The organism is Teredinibacter waterburyi, assembly GCF_001922985.1.
Classification (GTDB): domain Bacteria; phylum Pseudomonadota; class Gammaproteobacteria; order Pseudomonadales; family Cellvibrionaceae; genus Teredinibacter; species Teredinibacter waterburyi.
On sequence record NZ_MRUH01000022.1, the window covers coordinates 234,837 to 249,872 of the forward strand.

General features: G+C 49.1%; 15 protein-coding genes. 9 read left to right on the forward strand and 6 right to left on the reverse strand.

The annotated features are described in order from the left end of the window. The first annotated feature begins 136 nt into the window (after positions 1 to 136). From bioF to IDZ20_RS04000, 7 genes are all read left to right on the forward strand, one after another. The gene (gene bioF / locus IDZ20_RS03970; protein WP_188150120.1) at positions 137 to 1,348 is read left to right on the forward strand and encodes an 8-amino-7-oxononanoate synthase; all 1,212 of its coding nucleotides are present in this window, start codon (positions 137 to 139) and stop codon (positions 1,346 to 1,348) included. Between the two features lie 39 nt (positions 1,349 to 1,387). Beyond that, a complete protein-coding gene (bioC, locus tag IDZ20_RS03975; protein WP_188150121.1) occupies positions 1,388 to 3,031 on the forward strand; it encodes a malonyl-ACP O-methyltransferase BioC in 1,644 nt (547 codons plus the stop codon). Positions 3,032 to 3,108: 77 nt separating this feature from the next. Beyond that, positions 3,109 to 3,837, forward strand: a complete 729-nt coding sequence (bioD, locus tag IDZ20_RS03980) for a dethiobiotin synthase (protein ID WP_188150122.1) — start codon at positions 3,109 to 3,111, stop codon at positions 3,835 to 3,837. Positions 3,838 to 4,105: 268 nt separating this feature from the next. After that, positions 4,106 to 4,432: a hypothetical protein gene (locus IDZ20_RS03985; RefSeq protein WP_188150123.1), complete on the forward strand. Its 327-nt coding sequence runs from the start codon at positions 4,106 to 4,108 to the stop codon at positions 4,430 to 4,432. Between the two features lie 193 nt (positions 4,433 to 4,625). Further along, positions 4,626 to 5,603, forward strand: coding sequence for a putative metalloprotease CJM1_0395 family protein (locus IDZ20_RS03990; RefSeq protein ID WP_188150124.1), 978 nt, complete (start codon positions 4,626 to 4,628; stop codon positions 5,601 to 5,603). A 188-nt stretch (positions 5,604 to 5,791) separates the two neighbouring features. Further along, positions 5,792 to 7,573, forward strand: a complete 1,782-nt coding sequence (locus IDZ20_RS03995) for an acyl-CoA dehydrogenase C-terminal domain-containing protein (protein ID WP_188150125.1) — start codon at positions 5,792 to 5,794, stop codon at positions 7,571 to 7,573. An 86-nt stretch (positions 7,574 to 7,659) separates the two neighbouring features. Next, positions 7,660 to 7,836 carry a DUF3094 family protein gene (locus IDZ20_RS04000; protein ID WP_188150126.1) on the forward strand — a complete coding sequence of 59 codons (177 nt, stop codon included), beginning with the start codon at positions 7,660 to 7,662 and terminating at the stop codon, positions 7,834 to 7,836. A 30-nt stretch (positions 7,837 to 7,866) separates the two neighbouring features. On the opposite strand, the gene IDZ20_RS04005 is transcribed toward IDZ20_RS04000, so the two are convergent. Together IDZ20_RS04005 and IDZ20_RS04010 are read right to left on the reverse strand one after the other, a co-directional pair. Further along, entirely contained in the window at positions 7,867 to 8,328 is a 462-nt protein-coding gene (locus IDZ20_RS04005; RefSeq protein ID WP_188150127.1) for an EVE domain-containing protein, read from the reverse strand. Between the two features lie 52 nt (positions 8,329 to 8,380). Then, entirely contained in the window at positions 8,381 to 8,698 is a 318-nt protein-coding gene (locus tag IDZ20_RS04010; RefSeq protein ID WP_188150128.1) for a hypothetical protein, read from the reverse strand. Positions 8,699 to 9,104: 406 nt separating this feature from the next. Between IDZ20_RS04010 and IDZ20_RS04015 the strand changes: the two genes are divergently transcribed. Beyond that, entirely contained in the window at positions 9,105 to 9,791 is a 687-nt protein-coding gene (locus IDZ20_RS04015; RefSeq protein WP_188150129.1) for a GntR family transcriptional regulator, read from the forward strand. A gap of 23 nt (positions 9,792 to 9,814) precedes the next feature. After that, positions 9,815 to 10,234, forward strand: coding sequence for an acyl-CoA thioesterase (locus tag IDZ20_RS04020; protein ID WP_188150130.1), 420 nt, complete (start codon positions 9,815 to 9,817; stop codon positions 10,232 to 10,234). 62 nt (positions 10,235 to 10,296) lie between these two features. On the opposite strand, the gene IDZ20_RS04025 is transcribed toward IDZ20_RS04020, so the two are convergent. From IDZ20_RS04025 to bamJ, 4 genes are all read right to left on the reverse strand, one after another. Then, positions 10,297 to 11,244, reverse strand: coding sequence for a LysR family transcriptional regulator (locus IDZ20_RS04025; protein ID WP_188150131.1), 948 nt, complete (start codon positions 11,242 to 11,244; stop codon positions 10,297 to 10,299). A gap of 739 nt (positions 11,245 to 11,983) precedes the next feature. Beyond that, positions 11,984 to 13,171, reverse strand: coding sequence for an acyltransferase family protein (locus IDZ20_RS04030; RefSeq protein ID WP_188150132.1), 1,188 nt, complete (start codon positions 13,169 to 13,171; stop codon positions 11,984 to 11,986). A gap of 267 nt (positions 13,172 to 13,438) precedes the next feature. Then, the gene (gene rdgC / locus IDZ20_RS04035) at positions 13,439 to 14,338 is read right to left on the reverse strand and encodes a recombination-associated protein RdgC (RefSeq protein ID WP_188150133.1); all 900 of its coding nucleotides are present in this window, start codon (positions 14,336 to 14,338) and stop codon (positions 13,439 to 13,441) included. A 37-nt stretch (positions 14,339 to 14,375) separates the two neighbouring features. After that, positions 14,376 to 14,999 (reverse strand): BamJ family beta-barrel-assembly machinery protein, encoded by a 624-nt coding sequence (gene bamJ, locus IDZ20_RS04040; RefSeq protein WP_188150134.1) that lies wholly within the window; start codon positions 14,997 to 14,999, stop codon positions 14,376 to 14,378. Between the last annotated feature and the right edge of the window lie 37 nt (positions 15,000 to 15,036).

Sequence of the window (15,036 nt, forward strand, 5' to 3'; positions counted from 1 at the left end):
CGTCGAGCCTGAAATCCCAGATAATAGCGAATCGTTTTTGGGGACGGTTAGCTTCTCAGGCAATGAATTGTTATTCGCGTAGCAAATACGCGATTGATTACACCCACCTTGGTGTTACTCCGCAAGAAGCCCGACTTTGAATTTAGATCAGATACTACAGGCGCGATTACAACAGCGACGGGAACTAAACCTATATCGCTCGCGTAAAACGGTGCAATCTCCGCAGGCAACCCACATTAAGGTTGATGGCAAAGCGCTACTCAATTTTTGCAGCAATGATTATTTAGGCTTGGCAAATCATCCTGATGTTACGGCGCGCTTAAAACAGGCGGCAGATAATTTTGGTGTTGGCAGTGGCGCGTCCCATCTGGTGAATGGTCATACAGCAGAGCATCATGCGCTTGAGCAGGAGCTTGCCGCATTTACTGGACGGGAACGAGCGTTGTTGTTTTCCACGGGCTATATGGCAAACATGGGGGTGATCAATGCGTTGGTTGGCAAAGGCGATTTCATTTTGCAGGATAAGCTCAATCACGCATCCCTTATTGATGGTGGTTTGTTATCGTCTGCCGCATCGGCACGCTTTAATCACGGCGATATGCAGCATCTGCAGCAGCGTCTCGCTAGTTCGCAAAGTGGTCAGCGTTTAATCGCCACCGACGGTGTATTTAGTATGGACGGCGATCTAGCCAAATTACCTGAGTTAGCGAGCATGTCTGAACGACACGATGCATGGCTGTTAGTCGACGACGCCCATGGGTTTGGCTGTATTGGCGAGCAGGGGCGTGGAAGTGTCAGTCATTTTGGTTTGGATCAAAATGCAGTGCCGGTATTGATTGGTACACTGGGGAAAGCATTTGGCACCTTCGGCGCTTTCGTTGCCGGCAGCGAGGCATTAATTGAAAGTTTAATCCAGTTTTCCCGAACCTATATCTATACCACTGCAATGCCCGCAGCGATTGCCGCGGCTACTCGCTGTAGTTTGGAATTATTAATAGCCGGCGATCAACGCCGCCAGCATTTAAATGACCTTATATCTCAGTTTCGACAAGGTTGTAGTCGGTTGGGTTTGACCTTAATGGATTCTGCCTCGCCTATTCAGCCCGTGTTGGTCGGTGATGCCCAGCAGGCGATTAATATGTCGCAGTTTCTTATGGATAAATCCTGTTGGGTAAGCGCGATTCGTCCACCTACGGTACCGAAAAACACGGCGCGCTTACGCGTTACCCTGACGGCATCTCACACGAGCGAACAGGTGGACCAGCTTTTGTCTGCATTTGCCTATGCGCTAGAGCGAATGTCGTCGACCCAAATAGTGGGTGCGGATAAACCGCAAAATTCCGACTAGCAACCTCAAGAAAACCGTTACCGGAACGAGAGCTGCATTATGAGTACAATTGTTTTACTACATGGCTGGGGAAGCGATAGCCGCTGCTGGGATTTGCTGTTGGGTTTGCTTCCTGCAGAGCACCAATACTTGCCAATTGACCTGCCTGGTTTCGGTAGTAACAGCCAAGTACAGTGCGCCGATATTGAAACTTTGCTGGCTTGGTTAATACACCAAATTCCACCCGACAGTACTTTGATTGGTTGGTCGCTTGGCGGCACCTTAGCTACCGCACTGGCAAGTCGTCATCCGGAAAAAGTTGGACGATTGATAACACTAGCGACTAACCCTAACTTCGTCGCCTTACCTGCTTCACTCGAAAATTCTGAAACCGATGCAGGAATCAATTCGGTGATTGATGAAAAATCTATTTCGTTGTCGGAATTGGATTCTAAGGTCTGGCCGCATGGAATGGCCGCGAACGTTTATCAACAGTTTTGTAGCGATTTTTTTCGACACGCCAGTGCAACTTTAAAAAAGTTTGTGGTATTGCAGGCGATGAACGATGCCGAATCGAAATGGGTTGCGCGGGAATTGCAGGCGGCATCAGTCGCCCCTGAGGGGTCGCAAAAGCAGCAGTGGGAATTTTCGTTATCGCTATTGAGTGATATCGACAATCGCCACAACCTCAGCTTAATGGCGCAACCAGCGCTGCATATATTGGGAGCCGGCGACACCTTGGTGCCGGCGTCCGTAGCCGAACACATTGCCCAACTGAATCCACAACACGAAGTTGTTATATTGGAAAACACCGCTCACGCAGCACATATTTCTCAGCCGCAGCAAGTGGCGAAATTAATCGAAAAATTCTTAACAACAGCTGAGCCCGTTTGCAGTAAGCGTAAACGCCGAATTGCCAACTCGTTTAGTGGTGCCGCGCGCAATTACGATCGGCTCGCACGCCTGCAAAAACGCGTGGCCGATTCATTGTTGAGCTTTACCCTTGGCGATCGCCTTGTTGAAAGTGGCAGCCTATTAGATATTGGTTGCGGCACCGGTTACTGCACCCAAAAATTACTTGAGTTGGAGCAGCTGAGCAGTGCGGAATTACACGGATTAGATTTAGCCGAAGGCATGTTAATTGAGGCGCAATCGAAGTTTTCGGAATTGGGGCTAGACGGACGTGTAGCTTGGCATTTGGGTGATATGGAAGCCTTACCCTTTGCAGCGGAAACTTTCAGCGGTATTGTGTCTAGCCTTTCAGTGCAGTGGGCTGAATCTCCAGAGCGATTGTTTTGCGAAGCCGCGCGGGTACTTAAATCTGGCGGTTGGTTTAGTTTCTCGACGCTTGGTCCAGAGACATTGTTTGAATTAAAGAGCGCTTGGCAAGCCGTTGATAGCCGCGCCCATGTAAATCAATTTTTACCTCTAGATCGCCTCAAAGACGAAGCAAAAGCCGCCGGTTTCGATATTGTTGCCCACAAGGTAGAACTACCGCTACTTTACTACCACAACCTCACCGAACTACTGCGTGAGCTAAAAGGCATTGGTGCACATACGATTAACTCCGGCCGCATGCCGGGTTTAATGGGGCGTAAGGCCTTTCTTGCGTTGCAGGCACAGTATCATTCAACCTGGATGAATCCAGATAAAGGATTGCCCGCACGCTACGAAGTGTATTATTTATTTTGTCGTAAACGCTAGCCGTTGAGCGGTGAGTGATTGCCGAATATTTAATTGTATTGGTTAGTTTAATTAATTGATTTTCCTTAGGTCGAAATATGACGAGTCGTTTTTTTGTAACCGGCACTGATACTGATGTTGGCAAAACTTTTATTTCTTGTGCGCTGTTAAAAAAAGCGAAACTTATGGGCCTGAACACGCTCGCATTAAAGCCGGTAGCGGCGGGTTGTGAGCTTACCGAGCATGGTTTACGCAACGACGACGCCGTGCGCTTACAAGCAGCTGCAACGATCAAGATTGGCTACGAACAGGTTAATCCTGTAGCGCTTAAAGCGGCTGTTGCTCCACACCTTGCTGCGCAGGCCGAGCAACGATCGTTGCAGTTGCAGCGGTTGGTTGGTTTTTGTCGAGGAGCTATGAGCCCGGCGCCTAAACAGCCGCGCTGCGATTTGTGCTTAATTGAAGGTGCTGGCGGGTGGAGGGTGCCATTGAATGCAACTCACACTATGGCGCATTTGGCTGTCGCTTTGCAGCTGCCGGTGATTGTTGTTGTCGCGGTGAAGTTGGGTTGTTTGAATCATGCCTTGCTCACTGTAGAAGCGATTCGCCGCGATGGGTTGCAGGTGGCGGGATGGGTAGCGAACCTAATTGATTCGGAAATGCCTGAACTAGAAGGGAATTTAACAACCCTTGAGCAGCAGTTAGGGGCTCCCTGTTTAGGGCGAGTGTTTGAGCTAACCGGCAGCGACGATGCTAATCTTGCGCAAGCGGCGAGCTGTTTAGATTTGACGTTATTAGGTTTGGCCGCAGCCGACAAGGCTAGCTAGTGCCAATGTTCACCTGTTGACGACTTGCCTGAGCTAGACTCAGATCCTAGCTCCCCACACAAATCAGGTCTGTCGTTTGACCTGCTCGGTAAGTTGGAGTGCTTAGAGGGTAAATATTGGGGTGAATATAAACAAAATCCTTAAATTACCTTTAGCTTACGACTAAATGGTCTTAGATTTGAGCCTTATTACCGTGAAATTGGGTGTTTTTTGGTCAGAATCCGCCTAGAATGTCAGTCATAAGTATGGGTTTTAGTGAGGAGTTGCCATGTTGAATTCGGTTATGAATGAAGGCGTGCGAGGCATGCAAAATGCTCAGCGCGAAATGCATCGTTCCGCGAGTGAAATAGCGCAGGCGAATACGTCCGAGAATCGCGTTGGCCAACAGCCTGTGTCTGAGACCGTCGACCGAGTAGCTGCCACAGACAGTCAGCCGCTGAAAGCTGTAGAGGCCTCGGTTCAATCCGATTCCGGTGGCAGTATCGTCGAACCATTAATTGAGTTGCGACGGCAGGAGCAGGTATTTGATGCTTCAGCTCAGTTAGTTTCAATCGCCGACAAAACGCTAGGGAGCCTAATTGATGTTAAATCCTGAACTGGTAAGACAATTTTTTCGTTGGCTATTCTCAATACCTGAAGAGCCACAATTGCGCTATATCCCCGTCGACAAGGATCCAAGTCCTAGCCGACAACGCAGGCGATAAGCGCCAATTATAACGCTCGTGCTTGCCGTTATTTAGTCGAGAGCGCGGGGGTTCCTACGGGTTAGTAATGTGATTGGTCAGACCATGAACGCTAATATAGCGGCTTACCAAAGCCTCGGCGGCCCAAGTGTTGGGCTTTCGCTAGCGGCTGTGGGTCGTTCCGCTCCCCTCTCTCATAAGCCGGTTGAGCCTCTTGGTTCCAACATTAGCGGCGAATCCACTTTTCAACGCTCCCAACATAACGCCTCGCCGGCCTATTCTCTGTCTAGTATTCGCCAGACCAACGCGGTTGGTGCAAGCTCATCGTACTCAGTCTCCGACGCAGAAGAGGGCGTTAGTTCATCTAACCCTAATCGCTCGACCGGTAGCGTTAACGAAACAACGAACAATGCGGCTGCAGCTAGCGAACAGTCTGCGCCTAAAGACGCCGATTCAAAACGACAGCAGCAGGAGCAGCAACTTGAAGTGGCGCAGCTAGCCGCTCGTGATCGCGAGGTCCGTGCGCATGAACAGGCTCACGCCGCTGTTGGTGGGCAGCATGCTGGAGCACCGAGTTATGATTATGAGCGTGGGCCCGATGGCGTGCGCTATGCTGTTGGCGGTGAAGTCTCCATTGATGTGAGTAAGGCGGCGACGCCAGAAGAAACCATACGTAAAGCCCAAGTGGTGAGACGCGCAGCTTTGGCACCGGCAGAGCCATCCCCGCAAGATCGCCGTGTGGCAGCACAAAGTGTGCAGATAGAAGCAGAAGCTCAGCGTGAGATACGAGTCGAGAGAAGTGACGCTCAAGAACAGTCAAACGCTACCCGTGAGGATTCCGCTACGTCTTCAGAAGAGGTGGCTTCGGCACCGACGGGTTTACCGGAACCTGAAGATTCAGCGCAAGCGAAGCAGCCGTTTGGCCTAGCGCAGAACAATGTCATATCAAGCTTTGGATCAACCCAAACGGAGCAGTTGGGTAGTAATCGGCTCGCTGATAGCGGTCATATAAACTCCTATCTAGACTATTCTGCTAGTGCTCCACGATCCAGTGTGGGCCAGTTGTTTCATCACACCGCCTAAACCTCTATTTCTAGTCTTACCTTATTTTTGCTGCGTATTTACTTTACCGTTGTTTGCGTCGCTTATATCTCGTCATTCCTAATAAAATCCAAACAACTAACGTTAAAATTGGACGTGGTGTATAGCCATTTTGAGTCAGGATTGACTATGGTTATTAAATACTAATAAATCGAACAAGGTGATAGACCATGGCTGACTACAAAGCTCCCCTAAACAATATGCAGTTTTTACTGGCGGATGTTTTTAAATTGCCAAATCTATGGAGCTCTATGTCGAGCCTGGCAGATGTCGATGTCGATACGGCTAAAGCGATTCTCGAGGAGGTTGCTCGACTTGCACAGGAGGAGCTTGCCCCCCTCAACCGCGAGGCCGATGAGGAGGGTAGCCATTGGCGCGACGGAGATGTTGTTGCCCCGCGAGGTTTTAAGGACGCCTACAAATTATTTTGTGACGGTGGCTGGGGTAGCTTGAGTGGCAATCCCGAATTTGATGGTATGGGCATGCCGAAAACTCTCGTAGCTATGGCGGATGAATGTGTTCAGGGCGCTTGTATGTCGTTTGGGCTAGCGCCAATGCTAACCGCCGGCGCCGCTCTGGCACTCGATACACACGCTTCAACAGAGCTGAAGTCGTCCTTTCTGCCAAAAATGTATAGCGGTCAATGGTCTGGCGCTATGGATTTAACTGAGCCTCATTGTGGTACGGACCTCGGTTTAATTCGCACGCGAGCTGAGCCTCTCGCAGGCGGCGCCTATACCATTACGGGTACGAAGATTTTTATTACCTGGGGCGAGCATGATATGGCGGAGAATATTGTCCACCTCGTATTGGCCAAATTACCCGATGCGCCGTCAGGATCGCGCGGTATTTCATTGTTTGTTGTGCCTAAATTCCTACCGGACGAGCAGGGCGAATGTGGCGAGCGCAATGCCGTTAGCTGTGGTTCTATCGAGAAAAAAATGGGAATTAAAGGCTCCGCGACCTGCGTTATGAATTTTGATGGCGCCAAAGGTTGGTTAGTTGGCGAGCCGCACCAAGGGTTGGCCTGTATGTTTACTATGATGAACTATGAGCGACTCGGCGTTGGTGTGCAGGCAATAGGTGCGGCGGAAATGTCCTACCAGAATGCAATTCTCTACGCACGCGAGCGTATCCAGGGGCGCAGCGCCGATGGTGCAAAGCAACCGCAAGAGGCGGCCGATCCGCTGTTGGTTCATGCGGACGTACGACGGATGCTGTTATCGATGCGGGCGACGACAGAAGCCGGGCGCGCTTTTTATCTGTATGTCGCGCAGTGGTTGGATATTGCGAAATTCAGCGACGACCTGCAGCGCCGTTCGCACGCCGAGAAGATGGTGAGTTTACTAACGCCGGTGGCGAAAGCTTTTTTGACTGACCGAGCGCTGATCGCGGCAATCGACGGCCAGCAGATATTCGGCGGGCATGGCTATATTCGTGAGTGGGGGCAGGAGCAGCTGGTACGCGACATTCGAATCACGCAGATCTATGAGGGCACCAATGGCATACAGGCGCTGGATCTAATAGGACGTAAAACGCTGGCGAATAACGGTGAGCTTCTCGGGATATTTATCGCCGATATAACGGCATTTACCGCATCGCTTGAGCCGAGTGTTTTAGCGGAAATGGTGAGTCAATTAAATACTGGTATCGCCAAACTCGAACACAGCACGCAGAAGTTTCTACAACAGGCCGCCACTGATAAGAATGCAGTAGGTGCTGCCGCCGTCGATTATTTAGCGATGTTGGGGTTGGTGGGCTATGGCTATATGTGGCTGCGCATGGCGGTTGCCGCTACTCAAACTAGCGACTACGGAGACGCGTTTGTCGCCGCTAAGCTTGCGACGGCTAAATTCTTTTTTGCGCGCATTTTCCCTGAGCTTGATCTGTTGGCAGCGCGGGTGGAATCTGGATCGACAACATTAATGGCGATGGATGACGATTGGTTTTAAACTGGCAGCCGCTGGGATATGCTAATCATTGAGTATCAACCCAATTCAAAAAACTGCCATCTAGTAGAAAAAAGAGATAAACCGCTATGCCGGAACTTTTTCCAGACGACCAGAAGAAGGTCGATGATTACCTGAAAAGCAATGTTAATTCCTACGAGCGTCCAGCGTTTCGGCCTTGGTTATTATTGGCGGTGATAGGCGGCGTGTTGTTAACGATTTCGGTTATTAGCTACGTGGTGGCTTTGAGCGTCGGCATGGTGTAGTAGCGTGGTGGCTTGGTCGATATTGCAGCGTTAAGACTCGGTCAAGCGGCGAATCAGCGAGTATTCGTTCTCGCTAACCGGTTGGATCGACAGTCGTCCCTGCTTTAATAACACCATCCCTTCCAAACGCTCATCACGTTTAACTGTTTCCAGCGCAAGTGGGCGAGCAAATATCTTGATAAGTTGTATATCGACGCAAAACCACCGGGGTTTATCGGGGGTTGACTTGATATCAAAGTATTTCGATTCTGGATCAAATTGAGCTGGATCATTATAGGGGGCAGCTACCACTCTGGCAGCGCCAACAATTGCGTTCGGCTTACTTTGACTGTGGTAAATCAGCACTTCATCACCTAGATGAATCTGATCGCGGATGAAGTTTCGTGCTTGATAGTTGCGGATACCGTCCCAGCGAGTCGTTTTGTTTTTAGCTGAGGCTAAGTCTTGAATGGAGAATTCTTGAGGCTCAGTTTTAAATAGCCAGTAATGCATAACATGTTAACCTTGCTGTGGGTTTAGAGCTCAGTACTACAGCGTGTCTTTACTACTCGTCCTTCCAAACCCAGCGCAGCGGCTCGCCAAAATCGTCGGTAATTAACTTCTTAGTCGGTTGGCGGTGACGTTTAGGTGGGTGTAACTTGCTGTTACGTTTTCGTTCATCCAGTTGCTGAATAACATCGTTTAACGGCGTGCGCTCGTGCTTTGGCTCAAAGCTGGTAGAGGCGCTGAAAAGATTACTGTTATTAATGTTGCCGCTCAAGCCTCGGGGGACATCCCTAACATCGCCACCATCTGCGATGTAGCTGGCAACCTGTTGAGCGATTTCGTCTCGAATTTGGGCTTTAGTTTTAAGTGGTTTCATTAGTCAGTTTAGATGGAGGTGCCACCCTCCGCATTAATAAATAAGGCCTATTCTAGTACAGATCCTTCCCTAACTGTGTGTTTCCTCGGTGACCAATTGCCGAAGAGTTGAGAAAAGGAGGTACGTTTGGCTCAAACAAAACCCCTCTTAGTTGTTTCAGTCAATGAAATGGCTTTGTTCTTAAGGCGACAAGGCGTCGATAATCCCGTCATTTTTCCTTTGTGAGCAAAAAAATGACAAAAAAGTGACGCGTATTACCTAAAAACGAGTTTGAACTACTCCACAAAAAATTAGTTGAGGTGTTACAATTTGCGCCACTCTCAGGACTAACTTCACACTGATGTGAGGGAGCTTAAACGGATTCATGCTCCTACCTTCTCCGATCGCAACTATAAAGATTATAAAGATGAGTGAGATACAACCAGAGCTTGAAGGAAGTTTGTCTCGTGTAGAGCAGGCTTACCGAAAACTTAGAGCTAGCATCCTTTCCAATGAATTCCCGCCAGGTTTTCAAGCATTGGAGCCCGAGATTGCGAAAAAGCTCGGTGTTAGTCGAACCCCTGTTCGTGAAGCCTTGATTCGACTTGAGGCTGAGCAACTCATCGAACTTATTCCTCGCCGAGGTATGCGCGTCTTACCTTTGGTGCCGGGAGATATGCTTGAAATCAATCAAGTGTTAACCGGTTTGGAATGTATGGCGGTTGAGCTGCTGTGCAATCAAAAGCCCAGTTCCGATATGTTGATCCCAATGGCAGATGCTGTGAAAGAAATGGCAGCTGCGCTGGAATGTGACAATTTAGATACTTGGGCTGTCGCCGAAGACAAATTTCACGGACTATTGTTGTCATTAGCGGGCAACAGACGCTTGGAATTGATGGTTCGCACTGTTCGAGCTCAGTGTGCGCGAGCGAGAATGATTACGCTTAAGTTGCGCCCGAAGCCAACAGATACCTGCGCTGCATACCGTGAGGTATTTGAGCATATTTCGGTGTGGGATTGGCAGCAGGCTAAAGAGCGCTACTACCAGCATTGTATCGATACGAGTCGAGTGTTGTCAGAAGTGCTGCAGCGTTATCAGTTACCGCACCTGTAAACGACGTGTCGGGAATAGCTAATATGGGGTATCAGCACGAGCTACAGCTCAAGGTTCGCGATTACGAGTGCGACATTCAGGGTGTGGTCAATAATAGTGTTTATCAGAACTATATTGAGCATGCGCGCCACGAATTTCTGCACCAAGTAGGTGTTGATTTTGCAGCTCTAGCATTACGCAAGATTAATCTCGTTGTTGTACGCGCAGAGTTGGACTATAAACGGCCGTTACAAAGTGGCGACGAATTTACTGTTGGTACTATTTTGCGTCAGTCTTCGCGGGTACGCTTTGAGTTTATGCAGGATATCCATCGAATAGCGGACGGCGCGCTGATGTTTCAGGCTAGAATTATCGGTACTTCTTTAAATGAACGCGGTAGGCCCTTCTTGCCGCCTGAGTTAGCCGAGCACTTCCACACAATCCCTTCTTCGCCACAAGTCTAAACTCCCTCTGATTCTAGCGATCACTATTGAGTTCGATAAGGGTCGTGGTATTTGCGTAGATGTCAGCTGTAGTCGCTTTTCGGTCTGTCTGGGTACATATCTAGAAACCAGTTGATCACGGCTTTAACGCGGTTTGGTTGCTGGACATTCTTGTGGGTCACAATGTAAATAGAGTTGAGCAAAGGCTCTAACCCCTCGCGTTGATACTCAAACAACTCCCCTGCATCGATGTATTTCTGTACTGTATGGCGTGGAAATACGGACATTCCAAGCTTTCCTCGAACCATTAATATTGCCCCATCTATGGTATTTACTTCACCGCCATGAGTTAAGGATCGCTCCGAGAGGTGCGGCTTTTCAGGGAAGCAATGTTGGAGCCACAGATTCATATAGCATTCCATTCCAGGGTAGGCGATATATTTCTGATGAAGTAACTTCTCCCCATCTAGATTCGCCATATGTTCCGAGTGTGCGGATACTAAAATGTATTCTTCTTGGCAGAAATGTCGATATCGCAACATTGGTGACTCCACCATTTCGGTGATAAAGCCGTAGTCGCAGTTGGCATTTAGCACGGCGCAGTAAACGTCGCGATTAGGCGCCAGTTCAACTTTTAGCTCTAGCAGGGGGTGTTCTAGACTTCGCTCCATCAAGATTGGGAAGTGAGATGAGAGAATACAACTGGGAGGCATACTGAATCGCACCAGCCCCTCTAAGGTGTCGTGATCGCTATTTATTGTCTCGAAAAGAGCGCTAACGTTCTCGGTAAGTGTATTGGCAAATTTGAATACGTGTTGGCCCGCATCGGTTAGAACTGCTTCTTTTCCCGTTCTCAAAAACAGTTGTTGGCCGATCTGATCCTCGAGTTTGGCGATATGCTGCGACACTACGCTTTGCGTCATAGCGGCTTTTTCAGCTGCAATCGTGAAATTTTTGAATTCTGCTACGGCCAAAAAAGCTTTGAAATACTTGATGTCAAGCCTTGAGAGCTTAGCTTGAGCGAAATTCATTGAGTGCTTCTCCAAAATTTTTCTTATCGGGCGATTATAGCTAGTCTGTCGTCAAAAGTCTCTTTGTAGCAGATGAAAGCCCATAACGCTCGGCAAATTCTAACAGACGTATTCAGTATTGCTGATACCTTTCTGGTACTGGGTTAGTAGTAAGAGAGCGGCGGTTGTTTGGATAAGCTACCACTAGTTAGGTGGGGCGTATAGTGCGCTGCTAGAGCTTAGTTAGAGTAGTTTGCCGCAGTTCAACTATTACTAATGATAATAGCTGATTTGTTGGGTAAAGGTTTTACTGTATGAGTGCGGCCAAAATGGGGGAGGGAAGCCACATCCTTGTGGCAAGCTATCCATGCTTTGGAATAACATCAACCCAGACTCCAGTCCCGGATTCGTTGTTGGTTTGCTTCGAAGACGCTGAGCCTTAATAGGTGAGGCATCCTAGCCTGATATCCCTATACTATGCAGAAAGTTGGATTCCCTAAGGTTCGTCCTGATGATGATCGATACTACAGTGCCCTGTTGTATGTCCCTGTGCACATCCTTGATCGTACTTTCTGATGACCTACACCCTGTGAAGTGTGGTCAGTGTCCATGTGTCCTATTGCGGCATTCCCTTTTATTGAAGCTATCCTTGTCTCTATAACTAATCAGCGTTTTGGAAGCCTGAGTATTGTAGGTGTCCGGGTTCTAGCTGTGCAATTGCGATTTCAGATACCCCTAATCGGATTTCGCTAACGGCTCGCTATGAGCCGAGGTATTTACGGCGCAGAACCCGCGCCAATGGCCGTTCTATAAGGTAGGTACTGGTGATTGCAATAATCACAATTCCGATACAGGAAACTATAAATAACTGACTGGCGAAGCTGGCGTGGGCTTGGGTTGCTATCCAGCAGAAGGTCATTACCAAGTTTTGCCAGATAAAAATGGCAAATGCCGTATTACCCAAATAGCCGGTGCCAGGCAGAGCGAACAGTCGAGCAGCGAGACCTTTACCGCGGGCTAGATCGAGGATCACGAGCATAAATAGCGGCAGCATTAAGCCATGTCTTAAAAAGTATTTAAACGGCTCTTGAATATCGGGATAGAGTGCTAGGGCGATGGCACCCAGTAAGGCGATGTCGCCAATTGCAAACCACGAGGGTTGTGCGGGTTTCCAGTTGGTGTTGTAACGAACAATGCCAAACACGCGTGAGAGCAGCATGCCAGCGACAAATTGCGGTACCCAAAATAATGGGTTTGAACCTAAGAAAATTTGCCAGTGTTGCACGGGTTCTGAGCCGCTCGGGAAAAACTGGGCATAGATAATGGTTGGGATTAATGAAATAAGGGGAAGCGAAAACAGCAGTATTTTTTGTTGTTTAAGGCTTAGTTTACTAAGGGAGCGCATTAACCAAGGCATGACGAGGTAGAGAAAGATTAATGCAGAAATTGTCCAGGTCGGCCAACTCCACATGGGCACCCAGCTAGGAACCCAGGCCTGTAGCAGTGCAACGGTGCCAAGTAGACTTGGCACCAGTGTCGATATTTTTGTGCCCATCTGTAGGTGGTAACCCATTAAGGGCACTACCGTTAATGCGAGTGTAATAAAGTGGATAGGATATAGCCGCGACAGGCGTAAAAACCAAAACCGTTTGCTGCTGCCGACAAGTTTTCCATCTTCACCCCAGTAGAGGTAGCTGAGGATAAAGCCGGACAAGATAAAAAAGAAGCTGGTCGACATCCAGCCGTTGGAAAAAAAAGCGATTAGGCTCGGTGGTAAGTCACCTATTTCCATCAACATATTGGTGAAGTCGCCCTCTTTCTCCATATTAAAAAGGGTCCATAGATGAAACAAAAAAATATGGAAGACGGCAAAGAAACGGATCCCCGTGAGGGCGGGAAGAAGATCGGATTGTGGTCGAGTGACAGCGTTGGGTTGCTGGTTAGCCATTACATTTATTCCCTTTTATGTAGTGTTTTCTTCTCAGGCTTGTTGGGTGTGTTATTTCGTGAATGAACTCTAGTTGAACATGAGTGAAGACTGTGTGACCAGCACGGGTTTTAAGTCCTGAGTGCAGTCATGTGTAATGTCGGGGCGTGCAAGCAGGAGCTGAGTTAGATAAAGCTGGGTTTTTTGGTGTTTGGATAGCCGTAAATAGCAGGTACTCCGAGTGTAAATTATTCCGATTGCAAATTACTCTGAGTACCTTTGATTACGCTAAGCTTCCCCACCTAGTGCGAGTAGCAGGTCAAGACTAAATTGTTTGAGCTCAGTCGCCATAATAGCGAAGTCGGCATCGAAGGTTTCTGCTACCGAGTCGGGCTGTCGTTCGCCGGCAATTTCCAGAAGCTTGTCGTCAAACTTCAGTCGCTTTACGGCGAGTTGATCGTCCAACACAAAATGAATCGCCTCTTTCCAGCTAAGTGCCAGCTTGTTTACAACCATGCCGGAATGCACATGGCTAAGCAGTTCATCGGCGGACAGATCCTGATTCTTGCAGCGAATTACCCGCCCATCTTTTGGGGCTTGTAGCTCGCATTCTTCCTGCAGTGTAAAGGGCGCGGGGGGTTGCGACTCTCTCACCCAGTGAGTCATGGCTGAAACCGGTGGGTTGACACCGACTAGCGGGCTGAGCGGAAGGCTACCAAGCGCTTCTCGCAGGCCGCTTAATAGCTCTTCTGCACGTTTCGCGGAAGACGCATTCACGTAGACAAGATTTTCCTTCGGGGCAATATAAGCAAAACAAACGGTCGATTTAGTGAGTGCGCGAGGTAGCAGTGAAAAAATGACTTCGTCTTTCAGGCCGTCGCGCTCGCTGCGCCCTACTGGTCGACCTTCTTCCTCTTGGATAGCAGCGATGCGGTCTTCTAGGTGTTCGCGGACCACCGCTGCGGGGAGAATTTTTTCCTGACGCTTCTGGCACACCATAATATTACCGTTGGTGGCGTGAACTAATTCTGTGCCGCTGCGACCGAGTGGCGCAACCCAACCTAAGCGGGCGCTATCGAGATTGCCGCAGGGTTGAAACGCAAAAGCCTCTAGGGCTTCTGCGAGCTGCTCTGGCGACTGGGTGAATGCCTGAGTAAGGCGATAGATTCGTAGGTTCTTAAACCACATTTAGTCAACTCCAGAACAGCTGTTATCAAGGCTAGGGTTAAACGATTGCAATCAGTTCTACGTCAAAAATCAACGCAGTGTATGGACCAATTGCACCACCGGCACCACGCTCGCCATAGGCCAGTTGATAGGGAACGTAGAGGCGCCACTTGGAACCGACGGGCATCATTTGCAAGGCTTCAGTCCAACCCGCAATTACGCCGCCTACTGGGAATTCGGCTGGTTCACCGCGGTCAACTGAGCTGTCGAAAACAGTGCCGTCGATCAAGGTTCCGTGATAGTGAGTTCGCACAGTTGATTCGGCGCTAGGCTTTTCGCCGGTTCCTTCTGTTAGCACTTCGTACTGCAAGCCGCTAGTAGTTACGGTAACGCCATCTTTTTTGGCGTTTTCAGTTAGAAAAGCTTCGCCTTCTGCGGCAAAAACTTTGGCATTCTCAGCTTCTTTTGCTTGCATCTTGTCACGGATAACGGCGAAAGCTGCTTCTAAATCTTCTTGGCTAACAGCACTTTCAGCGCCGGCTAGAATGTCGATCACACCGCGAGCAACGGCTTCAGGTACAACTCCGTCGAATGGGTTAGCAGCAAGTTGTTGGCCGAGTTGACGGCCGATGCCGTAGCTTACGCGTGCTTCGGTAGAGGTTAAAGGTGTTGAGTCGGTCATATGTAGGCCCCGGATATTTGGGTGAAAAGAAAAGGAT

Excerpts from the sequence above, each read along its gene's own strand:
- bioC (WP_188150121.1), top strand. The coding sequence starts at position 1,388 with ATGAGTACAATTGTTTTACTACATGGCTGGGGAAGCGATAGCCGCTGC.
- bioD (WP_188150122.1), top strand. The coding sequence starts at position 3,109 with ATGACGAGTCGTTTTTTTGTAACCGGCACTGATACTGATGTTGGCAAA.
- IDZ20_RS03985 (WP_188150123.1), top strand. The coding sequence starts at position 4,106 with ATGTTGAATTCGGTTATGAATGAAGGCGTGCGAGGCATGCAAAATGCT.
- IDZ20_RS03990 (WP_188150124.1), top strand. The coding sequence starts at position 4,626 with ATGAACGCTAATATAGCGGCTTACCAAAGCCTCGGCGGCCCAAGTGTT.
- IDZ20_RS03995 (WP_188150125.1), top strand. The coding sequence starts at position 5,792 with ATGGCTGACTACAAAGCTCCCCTAAACAATATGCAGTTTTTACTGGCG.
- IDZ20_RS04000 (WP_188150126.1), top strand. The coding sequence starts at position 7,660 with ATGCCGGAACTTTTTCCAGACGACCAGAAGAAGGTCGATGATTACCTG.
- IDZ20_RS04005 (WP_188150127.1), bottom strand. The coding sequence starts at position 8,328 with ATGCATTACTGGCTATTTAAAACTGAGCCTCAAGAATTCTCCATTCAA.
- IDZ20_RS04010 (WP_188150128.1), bottom strand. The coding sequence starts at position 8,698 with ATGAAACCACTTAAAACTAAAGCCCAAATTCGAGACGAAATCGCTCAA.
- IDZ20_RS04015 (WP_188150129.1), top strand. The coding sequence starts at position 9,105 with ATGAGTGAGATACAACCAGAGCTTGAAGGAAGTTTGTCTCGTGTAGAG.
- IDZ20_RS04020 (WP_188150130.1), top strand. The coding sequence starts at position 9,815 with ATGGGGTATCAGCACGAGCTACAGCTCAAGGTTCGCGATTACGAGTGC.
- IDZ20_RS04025 (WP_188150131.1), bottom strand. The coding sequence starts at position 11,244 with ATGAATTTCGCTCAAGCTAAGCTCTCAAGGCTTGACATCAAGTATTTC.
- IDZ20_RS04030 (WP_188150132.1), bottom strand. The coding sequence starts at position 13,171 with ATGGCTAACCAGCAACCCAACGCTGTCACTCGACCACAATCCGATCTT.
- rdgC (WP_188150133.1), bottom strand. The coding sequence starts at position 14,338 with ATGTGGTTTAAGAACCTACGAATCTATCGCCTTACTCAGGCATTCACC.
- bamJ (WP_188150134.1), bottom strand. The coding sequence starts at position 14,999 with ATGACCGACTCAACACCTTTAACCTCTACCGAAGCACGCGTAAGCTAC.